Here is a 14,083-nt window from a genome sequence, read left to right as displayed (position 1 = left end):
GTAAAAAAAGCGCTGCCGCGGCAGCGCTTGAAAAGTATCTTTGAATTATTTACAAAATTTCACTGGCGTGATCTGCCAGACGTGAACGTTCGCCGCGGGCTAAAGTCACGTGACCACTGTGTGACCATCCTTTGAAACGATCAACGACATAGGTCAGACCGCTGGAACCTTCGGTCAGATATGGTGTATCGATCTGCGCGATATTTCCAAGACAGATGATCTTAGTGCCTGGACCCGCGCGCGTCACCAGAGTTTTTACCTGCTTCGGTGTCAGATTTTGCGCCTCGTCGATAATCAGAAATTTATTGACGAAGGTACGACCGCGCATGAAGTTCAGCGATTTGATCTTGATCTTCGAACGAATCAGATCCTGCGTGGCAGCGCGTCCCCAATCACCGGCATCATTGTCTGACTTATTCAGCACTTCGAGATTGTCGTCAAATGCGCCCATCCATGGAGACATTTTTTCTTCCTCGGTACCTGGCAGGAAGCCGATGTCTTCACCAACAGGCACGGTGACACGGGTGACAATAATTTCGTTGTAGGTTTTGGTTTCCAGTACTTGCGCCAGACCTGCAGCGAGCGCGAGTAAAGTTTTACCCGTACCAGCCTGACCCAGCAGGGTGACGAAATCACATTCCGGATCCATCAGCAGATTCAGAGCAAAATTCTGTTCACGATTGCGGGAAGTGATACCCCAGACACTATTCTTCACATGGCCATAGTCGCGCAGAGTTTGCAGTACGGCGGTTTTACCGTTAATTTGTTTTACTTGTCCGTAAAATGAAGCCTCACCATTATTCGGTTCAAGATAAACAAACTGATTAACCAGCAATGAGGGAATTACCGGACCAGTGATACGGTAAAACGTGGTGCTGAGTCCGTTTCTGTTTTCTTGCCAGGTTTCTATACCTTTGCCATGTTTATTCCAGAAATCGTCAGGCAGCTGTACGATGCCGGAGTACAGTAAATCGCTGTCTTCCAGAACATGATCATTAAAGTAATCTTCCGCTGGCAAACCCAACGCACGCGCCTTAATACGCATGTTGATGTCTTTTGACACCAGTACGATAGGGCGTCCCGGAAATTCCTGTTCCAGTGCCTGCACGACGCCAAGAATCTGATTATCAGCTTTTCCTTGCGGCAGGCCGCGCGGTAATTCTCCGACTTGCAGCTTGGTCTGAAAATACAGATGACCCTTTGCTTCTTTATTGCCTAATTTGGATAAGGGAATCCCTTTTTCTATATCCTGATGGTCGATGTCACCAACCAGCGCATCGAGAGAACGCGAAATCTGGCGCGCATTGCGCGCAACTTCCGACATCCCTTTCTTATGATCATCAAGCTCTTCCAGCGTGATCATAGGCAGGTAAATGTCATGTTCCTCAAAGCGGAATAAGGACGTAGGATCATGCATCAGGACATTGGTATCGAGTACAAATAGCTTGATGATTCCTGATTTGTCGGCAGCACGGCTGATGCTCGATTTAACGCGGATATCAGGAATTTTTGCTTCGGTAACAGTGGTAGTCGCTGGTGTAGCAATCTTTGCTGCTGCCGGTGCTGGTGCCGGTATTCGGGTCGCTTTGGCCGGTGCTGTTTTTTGCGTTGAGCGAGGACCGGCTTTTTGGGTGGCAACAGGTGTCTGCGCTTTCTTCGCAGTGGCTGCCTGATTTTCAGCGGCTCTGGTTTTTTCAGTGTGGGCGACTTTTACCGCTTTACTTGGCTTACCTGATTCCGCTTTTGGGTAGTCTTTTGGTGACAATAATGCTGCGGGTTTGGTCGGCATTTTTGGTAATGGCATGAATACCTCAATCAAAAAGTGAGAGCTGTAAAATCAAAAAGCCGCTGTGGCGACCCCAGCTGATTGCTGGTTTTGCCCCTTGCGGCTTCTAAGTATAGAAAATTGGTAGAGTTCAATTAGGTTTTTGCGCTCACGAATTCAAGTACTTCATCAACGTGTCCTGCTACTTTGACACCTCTCCATTCTTTCACTAATTTACCTGTGGCGTCAATCACAAATGTGCTGCGCTCTATGCCGCGAGCCTGTTTACCGTACATGTTTTTCATTTTCATGACGTTAAACAGCAAACACAAGGTTTCGTCAGGATCGGATATCAGTTCAAATGGCAGATCGAGTTTCTTCTTGAATCCTTCGTGCGAACGCAAGCTATCCCGGCTGATGCCAAAAATTTCTGTGTTTGCTGATTCAAATTGTGGATATAAATCACGGAAAGCAATGCTTTCGGTGGTGCAACCCGGGGTATTGTCTTTGGGGTAGAAATAAATCACCAGATTTTTACCCGCGTAATTACTTAAGTGAAATTCCTTGTCGCCTGTCATGGCGGCAGAAAATTCTGGCACCTGGCAATTCAAAGCGGAAAGCGTGTCAGCCACTGTAATCTCCTTGGTTAGTGGTGGAGAAGGTGTTGCTGGCAGACTATATCAGGGCAACCAGTTCTCCGGATCTTCCAGGTAAGCTGGCCCATGAAAGGGGATATGTCGGCAATTCTTTATCTTTGATAACGTTAAAATAGTCAGCCATAGATATGCAACGATAACCTTGCTTATGCCAGCCTGTCAGCAATTCCTCGAATATGGGGGCGAGTTTTTGCCCTTCAAGTTCTGCATGTAAGGTAAATACATGGTCTCGCAGATTTTTTGTCAGATCCAGTATGTGTGCTGCAATTGTCGAACTGGTCAGCTCCTGACCGTTCACTGTTCGTCCCAGCAATTCATCCAGCGTAGGCAGGGTTGTCGGCATTTGTATGCATGACTTTACCTCGTTACCTACTTTTAAACGGTAAGGGCCTGCTTCTGGATTTGCAAGGCTGCCATCGTCAGTCAACATGGCGCGGCCATCAGAAGCGTATCGCATTCCAAATTGATCAAGCTGGGCAAATGCGTGTGCATTCATTTGCCAGCCAGCAGCTCCGTGCGTTGCTGGTGTGTGGCCAAAAATCTGCTGAAATTTCTGCTGCGCTTGTTGCATCTGGCTGCATGTCCAGTCTTTGCCGCGCTGCCGGACATTGTCATGCCAGACGACGTGATCCCAGGTGTGGATGCCACACTCAAAACCGGCATCAGCAACCGCACGCATTTCTGCCGTGCAGTTACCGATGTCCGGCGCAGGTAAGAGCACGCCATACATCAGGGTTTTGATGCCGTAATGTTCTACGACTGAAGTACGGGAAACCTTTTGAAAAAAACCCGGGCGAAATGCCCGGCGCAACGCCCAGCCGGTATGATCTTTTCCCAGTGAAAACAGAAAAGTTGCTCCGGCCTGATGTTGCTTAAGTATCCGCACCAGATTCGGTACACCTTCCTTCGTGCCGCGAAAGGTGTCGACGTCGATTTTCAGAACGATGTTCGGCATGCTGATCCGTATCAGTCCATCAACGAACGTGCTTCAGCAACTTGCGAACGATAAGCATCAAAAATATTGCGCATCGTATCTTTCATGTCAGTCGTTGGCGCCCAGCCCAATTCTTCGCAAGTATTGGTGATTTTGGGGACGCGATTTTGTACGTCCTGATAACCTGCACCGTAGTAAGCGCCGGATGTCGTTTCAGTCAGTTGTACTTTTTTCGCTGTTTCTGCATATTCAGGATACTCGGCAGCGAGTGTCAGCATCATGTGGGCGAGTTCACGAATCGAGTAATTGTTGGATGGATTACCGATGTTGTAAATTTTGCCGGACGCGACACCATTTTTGTTATCGATGATGCGCATCAGTGCGTCGATACCGTCGTCGATATAAGTGAATGCACGTTTTTGCGCACCGCCATCCACCAGCGAAATATTCTCGCCGCGAACAATGTGACCGAAGAACTGCGTAACTACACGTGAGCTGCCTTCTTTTGGTGTGTGAATATTGTCCAGGCCGGCACCGATCCAGTTGAACGGACGGAATAAGGTAAAGTTCAGACCTTCCATGCCATAGCCCCAGATCACGCGATCCATCAGTTGTTTCGCACAAGAGTAAATCCAGCGTGGCTTGTTGATTGGGCCGCAAATCAGTTCTGATTCTTCAGGATCGAATTCTTCATCGTGACACATGCCATACACTTCAGAAGTCGAAGGGAAAACCAGGTGCTTACCGTATTTCGCAGCCGAACGCACGATAGGCAGGTTGGCTTCAAAGTCCAGCTCAAATACGCGCAATGGCTGTTTCACGTAAGTGGATGGCGTCGCGATCGCGACCAGCGGCAGAATGACGTCGCATTTTTTCACATGATATTCGACCCATTCTTTATTGATGGTGATATCGCCTTCAAAAAAGTGCATGCGCGGATGGTTGATCAGGTCGCCCAGACGCTCGGTTTGCATATCCATGCCGTAGACTTCCCAGTCTGTCGTTTCCAGAATGCGTTTGGACAGATGATGACCGATAAAACCGTTCACGCCGAGAATGAGGACTTTTTTCATGGTGAGTTCTTCTTAAATGTAAATGTTGGGCTATGCCGTATGACGCAGTCTGATTGTGATCAGGCCGCCCCTGTCAATTGCTTCAATTCGTTGACCGGGATAGGTTTTCCATCGCAGTGCAATTCAATTATGCGCAATGCTTTACCATCGCCGCATACGCCAAGGGCGACATTATCTACTACATGCAAGCCTGTCGGCAAATTTCCAGCTGGTAAATTGGATAAACGTGCTTTTTGAATAATAAAATGATGCCCTGACTGCTCAAAAAAAGCTCCTGGGTAAGGCGGTGCGACAGCACGGTGCAGGTTATATACCTGTTGAGCTGACTGCGACCAGTCTATCCGGCCATCTTCAGGTTTGCGTCCACCGAAATAACTGCCTTCGCTGAGTTTGTTTTCTAATGCTTTGTATTCGCCGCAGATCAGGCCGGGCAGGGTGTACCAAAGCGTTTGCTCAGCGGCGACAGTTAATTTTCCGAATACTTCATAGGCAGTGTCGTCCGGCAGAATAGGTACGGCTGTTTGCGCAATAATTTTGCCAGCATCCGGTTTGGCCGCCATTTCATGCAAGGTGGCGCCCGTTTCCGTTTCGCCGTGCAAAACTGCCCAGTTAACCGGGACGCGGCCACGGTATTTAGGCAATAAAGAACCGTGCAGATTGTAGGCGCCGCGTTTCGCCAGCGCGAGCAGATCCGTTGGCAACATGTGGCGATAATAAAAGCTGAAAATGAAGTCAGGCGCTATCGTAGCGATACGTTGCGCCAGGTCGGCGGATTTAGGATCTGCAGGCGTGATGCTTTCGATGCCGTGTTCCTGGCATAAAGCGGCGACGGATTCAAACCAGATCGTTTCTGCCGGATTATCTTCGTGCGTGACGACCAGAGCGATATGTACGCCGCGGGCGAGCAGGGTTTTAATGCTGCGTACACCGACGTTGTGGTAGGCAAAGACGACGGCAGTGGGCTGGGAACTCATGTCAGTTTTCCTTCGCTGCACTAGCAGGCAGATCTTGCAAAATCGTTTGCACCACGTAACGCGGGCGACCTCGTACTTGCTGATAAATGCGCCCGATGTATTCGCCAAGCAAGCCTATGCCAAACAGAATCACACCCATCAGGAAAAAAGCGATGGCGAAAAGGGTGAACAGCCCTTCGGCTTCCGCGCCGAAAACGAAACGGCGTATCAGCAGCAAAGCAACTAAACCGCCGGAAAGCAGCGACAACATCATCCCAAGCATGGAGAATATCTGCAAAGGCATGATGGAAAAGCCAGTCATCAGGTCGAAATTCAGACGTATCAGACTGTATAGCGAGTATTTGGATTCACCCGCAGCACGCTCCTCATGCTCCACCACGATTTCTGTTGGTTTGCGTGAAAACGTGTAGGCCAGCGCAGGTACGAAGGTGTTGACTTCGCCGCACTGATTAATCAGATCAATCACGTTCCGACCGTAGGCACGCAGCATATTGCCCTGATCGGTGATTTTGATGCGGGTGATTTTTTCGCGCAGGTGGTTCATCGCTTTTGACGCATAGGTTCGCCAGGCAGAATCCTGACGCTTGCGTCGTATCGATCCTACATAGTCGTAACCTTCGCGCATTTTGTCGACCAGTGCGCCGATTTCTTCCGGAGGATTTTGTAAGTCAGCATCGAGCGTGACCACAATCTCGCCACGGGTTGCTTCAAAGCCAGCCAGAATCGCCATGTGCTGGCCGTAATTACCATTGAACAGTACGACGCGTGTGACGTCGGGGCGAAGGCGGAACTGGTCGGATAAAATCGCCGCGGTATTGTCGCGGCTGCCATCGTTGACGAAGACGATTTCATAGCTGATGCCGCGTGCCGCCAGCGTATCGAGAGCGGGATAAAGGCGGCTGAACAACTTGGCGAGGCCTGCTTCCTCGTTATAAACAGGAATGACCACTGAGAGTTCGGGTTTCATCATAAGGCGTGCCAGATTCAAAGAAGGCGGGATTTTACCGCAGACACGACGCGTTCGACATCGGCCTTTGTCATTGCCGGGAACAATGGCAAAGTCACGATCTGATTGCCAATACGTTCAGCAATCGGGAACATGCCTTCTTTAAAGCCACGGGCGCGGTACATGGTGAACAGATGAATTGGACGATAGTGGTAGCCGAGACCAATCTGCACGTCCAGCATCTGCTGCATGAAGACTGCGCGGTTTACACGTTCCGGCAGCACGATATGGAACATGTGCCAGTTGGAGTTGGTGAAGTCCGCGACCGGCAGTTCGGCACCGGTCTGCGCTTCAAAGTCCGGGCCGAATTGTTCGAAATAATATTGGGCGAGTTCTTTACGTCTGGCGTTGAATTCCGCCAGATGTTTCATCTGACCGAGGCCGATTGCTGCGGCGATGTCGGTCAGATTGAATTTTCCGCCCAGCACATCTACGTCGATACCATCCAGGCCGCTCCGGGTCACGCCTTGTAAACGGTATTTTTCGGCAAGGCGTGCTTCTTCTGCATTATTCAATACCAGGCAGCCACCTTCACCGGTCATGATATTTTTGTTGACCTGAAAGCTGAACGACACAAAATCGCCAAACGAGCCTATGCGCTTCCCTTTCCAGGTTGAGCCTATGGCCTGCGCTGCATCTTCGACCACGCGTAAGTGATATTTGTCGGCAAGCTCGTACAATTTATCCATGTCGCAAGGCAAGCCGCACATGTGCACAGGAATGATTGCTTTTGTGCGTGGTGTGATCGCGGCTTCAACCCGGTTCAGGTCGATGTTATGCGTTTTCGGATCGATATCGACAAACACTGGCGTCGCGCCGGTTTCAATAATCACGCTGGCCGTGGCGACCCACGAATTCGGCGTCGTGATCACCTCGTCACCAGCGCCGATGCCGGCGATGCGCAAAGCGATTTCCATGGTGCAGGTGCCGGAGTTAAACGTACGTACTGGACGGCCACCGAAGTATTCTGATAACTGCGCTTCCAACGCCTGCACTTTTGGTCCGCTGGCGAGCCAGCCGGAGCGCAATACTTCCGAGACAGCCGCAATGGTTTCTTCATCTATGCTGGGTTTGGTGAAAGGCAAAAATGGTAAAGAGTCGCTCATATTGATCCTTTAATAGCGTCTGAGACGCGTATGTACTGCATGTTTGGTACGTATTGATGCTGTATCAGTCTAATTATACTGGGTGGAGTATATCCGGATGCCGCTTTGTTTTCGCCGACAATCAGGCGATTTTTGCGCATACTCCCCTAAATTCCATTAATTATCTATTCAAATCAGCTCTTCATTAATAAAGCAACGCCAATGATGATGATGCCGATCGCCAGCATGCGTTGTAAGCTCATGACTTCACCCAGGAAATACCAGGCGCCGATCGCATTGACGATATAACCGATTGACAGCAGGGGGTAGGCAATCGTTACCGGAATGCGCGACAAGCCAATAATCCACACAACGACAGACAAGCCATAACACGCGAGGCCACCAATAATCGGCCATTGGGTTGCGATCTGTACGCCGATATGAAACCAGTTGCTGGCATTGACGTGGATTTCGCCGATTGCATTCGTGCCTTTTTTCAGCAGCAGTTGCGCTAACGCGTTCAACAGGATGCCGGTAATGATGAAACCGAAAGTATTGATATTCATTATGGTTCTTGTGTTTTTTATTCTTTAAGGGTGAGTCGTCGCGATAATCACGCGGCGCGGATCTTCGCCAATCACGCGCATCGGCAGGTTTTGCTGCTGAAATTCCTTGTAGATATCCGTGCGGACAATCGCAACAGCCGCTTCACCGCGCTGATTATGGGCACGCCAGCGCGCAACGAAATCAGCGCGATCAGGTATCCATAATTCGGGTTGCTGCTTGAGGCCGAATTCCATTTCATCCGGAAATTCTACCAGTGTCAGCGTGCGTTCCAGATAAAACGGCAGCGCCTGCTCATAACGCCCAACTGCATACAATGGCGTATCCGGTTTCGTCAGTTCGGCTTTCATGGCGGGAATATGCGCCGAGCCAGCGATGTATTTCCCCCAAGGATCGTGACCGAGGAAGGCGACTTGCCCGGCGATAAATCCGGCACTCGCCAACAGAATAAGCGCCCAGTCTTTGCCAACATTGCCTTTACCAGCTGCGTACCATGCTGCCAGACCACCAAGCAGCGTCAAGCCCGCAGCCACGTACAGCCACGCGGCATAGCCCTGATACAGAGGAATTTCAAATGCATTCGAGCCAAGTCCCGCCGCTTTATTTACGAACAGCAGCCCCGTCAGCCCTAACAGCGCGAACAGGATGGCAGCGATTTTTAAGGCGCGCGCCTGACATTGATCGAGGTAGAAGGCTATCAGCAAGGCCAGCGCCGGGAAAATCGGCAGAATATAGCCCGGCAATTTAGAGCCGGAAATGCTGAAAAAGAAAAAGAAAAACACCGCCCAGACCAACAGCAATTTACGCGGTTGAAAACCATGCGATTGCTCTTTCACGCCTGCCCATAAACCCTGCAGCAATACACCTAACCAGGGCACGATACCCAGCAACAGGAAAGGAAAAAAGTAATACCAGGCACCGCCACGGTTGTGCACGCCACTGGTGAAGCGTTGAAAATGTTCGTGAATGAAAAAGAAGTGCGGATGCTCTGGATTTTTCAACGCAATTAAAATGAACCAAGGCGCCGTGATCGCAAAAAACAGAATCAAACCTTTGCCCATATGCAGGCGCGCCCATAACGCCCAGTCGCGGGTCAACAGGGTATAGATCACCAGCACAGCGCCAGGTAACACGAAACCAATCAAGCCTTTCGACATCGTTGCCAATGCCATTCCTGCCCAGCACACCAGCATCGCGTTGCGGCGTTCAGTGTCGCTGACACTATCGCGTTGCCCGACTAATAGTCCGCACATACAGAGCACCATCATGCCGGATAAGCCCATGTCCAGCGAGTTGACGTGACCCATGCCCGCCCAGTAAAAGCTGGAACCGAGTACCAGTGCGGCGATAATCCCGACGCGACGACTGAATAATTTATTTCCCGTGTAAGCGACGGACGCAACTCCGATCAAACCGCACAGCCCGGTCCACAAACGTGCCTGCCAGTCGCCGAGACCAAACAAGGCAAAGGTCAGGGCATTCATCCAGTTTTGCAGCGGTGGCTTCTCGAAATACTTGATGCCGTTCAGGCGCAAAGTGATCCAGTCACCCGTTGCCAGCATTTCTCTGCCCATTTCGGCGTAACGGCCTTCATCTGTCGGCACCAGAGTTCTGGCACCCAGCATATAAAACCAGACAATCAGGAAGCCAATTGCTAATGCCCACAAAGTGCGTGGTGAGTCGAATGGTGATTGTGCGTTCTGCCCTTGGTTGTGCAAATTCATGTGTTCTCCATGACCAGCGCCAGCGCGACTTTGCGGCCTTCCGCCATCAGAATGTTATAGGTGCGGCAGGCCGCCTGATTGTCCATACATTCAACTCCGATGCGTTGTGCGGTCAGTGCTGCAATCAGGCGTGGATGGATGAAGCGTTGTTTGTCGCCCGTGCCTAAAATCACGACGTCGGGTTTGGTCGCATCGATTTGCGCAAAATCGTCAGCGCTCAGGGCGTCAAAGCTGCTGACTGGCCAGACGACAGGCTTTGCTTCGGGTAAAACAATCAGACTATGACGATACAGAATCGCGTTGATTTCAACGCTGTCTTGTTCGTAACCTGTGATGGTTTGATATTGTTGTGTCGGTGTGGAATGCAGCTTCATCTTTTCGTTCTGTCTTTGAGGTAAGCCATGTGAGTGCGGCATTGTAACTTTTTTTAACAGAGAGTTCTTTGCTTTCACCTCGCTTGCGCCATCCTTCCTGCGCGTCAAAATCCCTCGTCTGAAAATATCTTGCGGAAAACTTGCACCATCATGAATCACTATTGTGGTAAAGCCGCATTTTTTACGATCTTTAAAGAAAATCTCAGACGCCGATGAATGCGATATTGCTGTTTTCTGTTACGCTCATTTTGAAGCTTTGTTGTTTTTATATTATCCGAAATCAGAATCATCTTTCACGGAGGAAGTGATGTGGAATATTTCGATACGCGCGCGTCTTAATTTTGCAATGTACGGACTTGGCACCTTATTACTGCTGATTGCTATTGGCGGATTTATGGGAGTGAGGAAGTCAAATCAGTCATTGCAAACGGTCTACGATGACAGACTGGTGGCAGTTGGTCAGCTCGATATCGTGATACGAGCCATTCTTCGCAATCAGATCGAACTGGCCAGCGCCTTGTCCGTTCCGCCAGAAGCAATCCCATCTTATCTTGATGAAGTCAAAAAAAATAAGGCAATAGCGGACAAAGAGTGGGCTGATTACATGGCGACGTATCTGACGCCGGAAGAAAAATTGCTGGCCGATCAGTTTGTGCAAAGTCGTTCGCGGTTTCTGGAAAAGGGACTGGTGCCGACGGTGAAAGCCTTGCAGGACAAAGATCAGAAAACTGCAGCTGAATTATTCCAAGGGGCCGTAAGGACTGAATTTGAATCGGTCAAAAAAAATATGGATACGCTTTTGGCATTGCAACTGAGAGTGGGAAAAGAAGAATATCAGGACAGTCAGGCGAATTATCAGCGTTTTATCTGGGTGGCAGGATGTATTGTGACGCTGGGGCTGCTGGTCGCCATTGGTATGCGTTTCTGGTTGGTGCGTTCGATTTCTGAGCCTTTGAACCGTGCTGTAGATTTTGCGGATGCGATAGCGGGTGGGGATCTGACGCGTCAGATCCGGATTGATTCCCATGATGAAATCGGCGGATTGCTGCTCGCATTACAAAAGATGAGCAGCAACCTCCAGGAAATTGTGCGGAAGGTCAGACACGGAACCGAAACGATTACCACAGCTTCGACGGAAATTGCCAACGGTAATTTAGATCTTTCCGCGCGAACTGAGGCACAGGCAGGGTCGTTAGAGGAAACGTCTTCGTCTATGGAAGAACTCAACTCTACTACCAGACAAAACAGTGATAATGCGCGTCAGGCGAATACCCTTGCTGCGTCTGCCTCCGCCATCGCAACCAAGGGCGGGGAAGTGGTTTCCCGCGTGGTCGATACCATGGGTTTCATCAATGCGTCATCGCAGAAGATCGTCGATATCATCAGTGTCATTGACGGCATTGCTTTTCAGACGAATATCCTTGCGCTGAATGCGGCCGTCGAAGCGGCGCGCGCCGGTGAGCAGGGCAGGGGATTCGCAGTTGTGGCATCGGAAGTGCGCAATCTGGCGCAGCGATCTGCCGCAGCCGCCAAGGAAATTAAAACTCTGATTACCGATTCGGTTGGCAATGTCGAACAAGGTAACCGACTGGTCGCCGATGCGGGCAATACCATGCAAGAGGTGGTCAGTAGTGTTCGACGGGTGACGGACATTATGAGTGAGATTACGGCCGCCAGTCGTGAGCAGGAAATCGGAATTGAGCAAATTAACGAGGCCTTAATTACGATGGATGGCGTGACTCAACAGAATGCTGCGCTGGTGGAGCAGGCTGCGGCCGCGGCCAAATCGCTGCAGGATCAGGCCGAAGAACTGGAGCGTGTAGTAAGCGTATTCAAACTGCAGCATCAGCAGGTGGTAAGCACGGCTGGCGGGCGCGCTCCGCAGAACCGGAAGCTTACTTTACTCGCCGGCTGAATGATGTAGTGAATTTATCTGAATCGACTTAAAAAAACAGACCGGTCAACACATGATGTCCGGTCTGTTTTTTTCATTGTTTTCCTTCGATGGGATTGCGCTCAGAAAAAACTCAGCAATTCCATTGACCTCAGTCATTCATCAGAACTCTTCCCATTGATCGGCATCCCCTTTCTTTGGTGGAGCTTGCGTTGTCAGCGTTTTCTTTGCTGGTGAAGTTTTTACGATGTTGCGTGCTGTCTGGCGCGGTGGATTTGCCTTGCTGGCTGGGCGTACCAGTTTAGGTTTAGGTCTGGCTGCATTGCTGCTGCTGGTTGGTGTGGTAGTTTCATTTTTTAATTGAAAGATGCTGACGGCACTCAGTAAATGTGCCGACTGTTCCTGCATCGCTGCGGCTGCAGCAGCTGCCTGTTCCACTAAGGCAGCATTTTGTTGGGTGACGTTGTCCATTTCAACGATGGCCAGATTCACCTGGGATATACCTGCACTTTGCTCGGTGGTTGCTGCTGTAATTTCCGCAATAACATCGGTTACTTTACGTACGCTTTCGAGAATATCGTTCATCGTTTCACCTGCCTGATCGACCAGCTGGCTACCGTGATTGACACTATCTACAGAGTCATTGATCAGCGCTTTAATTTCTTTTGCTGCTGTTGCGGAGCGTTGTGCGAGGTTGCGAACTTCCGATGCAACAACCGCAAAGCCGCGTCCCTGCTCACCGGCGCGTGCTGCCTCGACGGCGGCATTTAACGCCAGGATGTTCGTCTGGAATGCAATGCTGTCAATCACGCCGATGATGTCAACAATTTTTTGTGATGAGGCATTGATGATGCCCATCGTGGAAACAACTTCTGCGACAACAACACCGCCTTTCTTCGCCACATCTGACGCACTCAGAACGAGTTGATTTGCCTGACGTGCGTTATCGGCATTGTGCTGGACGGTGCTGGTCAGTTCTTCCATTGACGATGCAGTTTCTTCGAGCGAGCTGGCTTGTGATTCGGTTCGGGATGATAAGTCCATATTTCCTGATGCGATCTCGGTGGATGCGCTGGAAATTGCTTCTGTTCCGGTACGAACATCACCGATGATTTTTGCGATGCTGTCACGCATCGCCTGTATCGAGTACAGCAGGCTGGACTGGTCATTGGCTTTTAGCTGTATATCTGCCGTCAGATCACCTTCTGCAATTTGTCGGGTGATTTCTGCGGCATAAGCTGGTTCACCACCGAGTTGCGATAACAGCCCTTTTGCGATCAGTAATGAAATAAGTAATAAGATGCCAGTGAGTATTGCTGCTCCGACTGAGAATGAAAACAGCCTTTCATAAAATGTGGCGTTCACCGAATCAATATAAACACCCGAGCCTATGACCCAGCCCCAGGGTTTAAAACCTTTGACAAACGAGACTTTTTCTACCGGTGCCTCGCTGCCGGGTTTCGGCCACATATAGAAAACAAATCCTTCTCCATGGTCTTTTACCGTTTGTACCATCTCTGCAAACAGATGTTTTCCGGTAGGATCTTTATTTTCCGATAAATCTGCACCGTCAAGCGCTGGTTTGATCGGATGCATGACCATGTGAGTATTCATGTCATTGATCCAGAAATATTCATCCGCCCCATACCGCAATGCCCGTACAGCATCTTTCGCGGCTTGTTTGGCATCGGCTTCCGACATTTTGTTTTTACTGGACAGATCGTAGTAATGCGCGACGAGTTTTTCAACGGTTTCTACCGTTTGCCTGACATTGCTTTCACGTTCATGCAGAAGCATGGCTTTTTCGGAGAAAAGAAACAGTCCTGTTAATACAATAATGCCTAACACCGCACTGACGATAATGATGCGTAGCTGTCGGGCAATGCTCAGCCTCTGAATAACTGATAGTAGTGACATGGTGTCTCCAATCAAAAAGTTTTAGTTGCTCTAGCACATCTTTGCCGGTTTTGATACTACTCCGCTTTTGTAAAATAGAATAAATAATTAACAATCTGTGGCAATTCACATTTAATT

The 14,083-nt window shown here is 49.8% G+C and carries 12 protein-coding genes; 1 reads left to right on the top strand and 11 read right to left on the bottom strand.

Going from position 1 to position 14,083, the window contains the following annotated elements; genetic code table 11:
• Positions 1-49: 49 nt before the first annotated feature.
• The 10 genes from H8K38_RS03450 to H8K38_RS03405 form a co-directional block, all read right to left on the bottom strand.
• The gene (locus H8K38_RS03450; protein WP_186883420.1) at positions 50-1,804 is read right to left on the bottom strand and encodes a PhoH family protein; all 1,755 of its coding nucleotides are present in this window, start codon (positions 1,802-1,804) and stop codon (positions 50-52) included.
• Between the two features lie 116 nt (positions 1,805-1,920).
• Entirely contained in the window at positions 1,921-2,397 is a 477-nt protein-coding gene (locus H8K38_RS03445; RefSeq protein WP_186883419.1) for a peroxiredoxin, read from the bottom strand.
• Positions 2,398-2,440: 43 nt separating this feature from the next.
• On the bottom strand, positions 2,441-3,376 hold the full coding sequence (locus H8K38_RS03440; protein WP_186883418.1) for a polysaccharide deacetylase family protein: 936 nt from the start codon (positions 3,374-3,376) through the stop codon (positions 2,441-2,443).
• Positions 3,377-3,387: 11 nt separating this feature from the next.
• Positions 3,388-4,428, bottom strand: a complete 1,041-nt coding sequence (locus H8K38_RS03435; protein WP_186883417.1) for a bifunctional UDP-4-keto-pentose/UDP-xylose synthase — start codon at positions 4,426-4,428, stop codon at positions 3,388-3,390.
• Positions 4,429-4,487: 59 nt separating this feature from the next.
• Positions 4,488-5,402 (bottom strand): formyltransferase, encoded by a 915-nt coding sequence (locus H8K38_RS03430; protein WP_186883416.1) that lies wholly within the window; start codon positions 5,400-5,402, stop codon positions 4,488-4,490.
• A gap of 1 nt (position 5,403) precedes the next feature.
• A complete protein-coding gene (locus tag H8K38_RS03425; protein WP_186883762.1) occupies positions 5,404-6,369 on the bottom strand; it encodes a glycosyltransferase in 966 nt (321 codons plus the stop codon).
• A gap of 17 nt (positions 6,370-6,386) precedes the next feature.
• Positions 6,387-7,514: a DegT/DnrJ/EryC1/StrS aminotransferase family protein gene (locus H8K38_RS03420; RefSeq protein WP_186883415.1), complete on the bottom strand. Its 1,128-nt coding sequence runs from the start codon at positions 7,512-7,514 to the stop codon at positions 6,387-6,389.
• Between the two features lie 173 nt (positions 7,515-7,687).
• A complete protein-coding gene (locus H8K38_RS03415; protein ID WP_186883414.1) occupies positions 7,688-8,059 on the bottom strand; it encodes an SMR family transporter in 372 nt (123 codons plus the stop codon).
• A gap of 24 nt (positions 8,060-8,083) precedes the next feature.
• The gene (locus tag H8K38_RS03410) at positions 8,084-9,781 is read right to left on the bottom strand and encodes a glycosyltransferase family 39 protein (RefSeq protein WP_186883413.1); all 1,698 of its coding nucleotides are present in this window, start codon (positions 9,779-9,781) and stop codon (positions 8,084-8,086) included.
• On the bottom strand, positions 9,778-10,155 hold the full coding sequence (locus tag H8K38_RS03405; protein WP_186883412.1) for an Mth938-like domain-containing protein: 378 nt from the start codon (positions 10,153-10,155) through the stop codon (positions 9,778-9,780). Before H8K38_RS03405 ends, H8K38_RS03410 begins: the two co-directional genes overlap by 4 nt.
• Positions 10,156-10,462: 307 nt before the next feature.
• Here H8K38_RS03405 and H8K38_RS18620 point away from each other — a divergent pair, with 307 nt between their 5' ends.
• Complete coding sequence (locus H8K38_RS18620) at positions 10,463-12,070, top strand: methyl-accepting chemotaxis protein (RefSeq protein WP_186883411.1); 1,608 nt, start codon at positions 10,463-10,465, stop codon at positions 12,068-12,070.
• Between the two features lie 141 nt (positions 12,071-12,211).
• Here H8K38_RS18620 and H8K38_RS03395 read toward each other — a convergent pair whose 3' ends face one another.
• Positions 12,212-13,966, bottom strand: a complete 1,755-nt coding sequence (locus tag H8K38_RS03395; protein WP_186883410.1) for a methyl-accepting chemotaxis protein — start codon at positions 13,964-13,966, stop codon at positions 12,212-12,214.
• Between the last annotated feature and the right edge of the window lie 117 nt (positions 13,967-14,083).

The sequence above is a fragment of the Undibacterium sp. FT79W genome (genome assembly GCF_014284215.1).
Taxonomy (GTDB): domain Bacteria; phylum Pseudomonadota; class Gammaproteobacteria; order Burkholderiales; family Burkholderiaceae_D; genus Undibacterium; species Undibacterium aquatile.
Note: the sequence above shows the minus strand (reverse complement) of the source record. Positions and strands in the feature narration are given on the sequence as shown.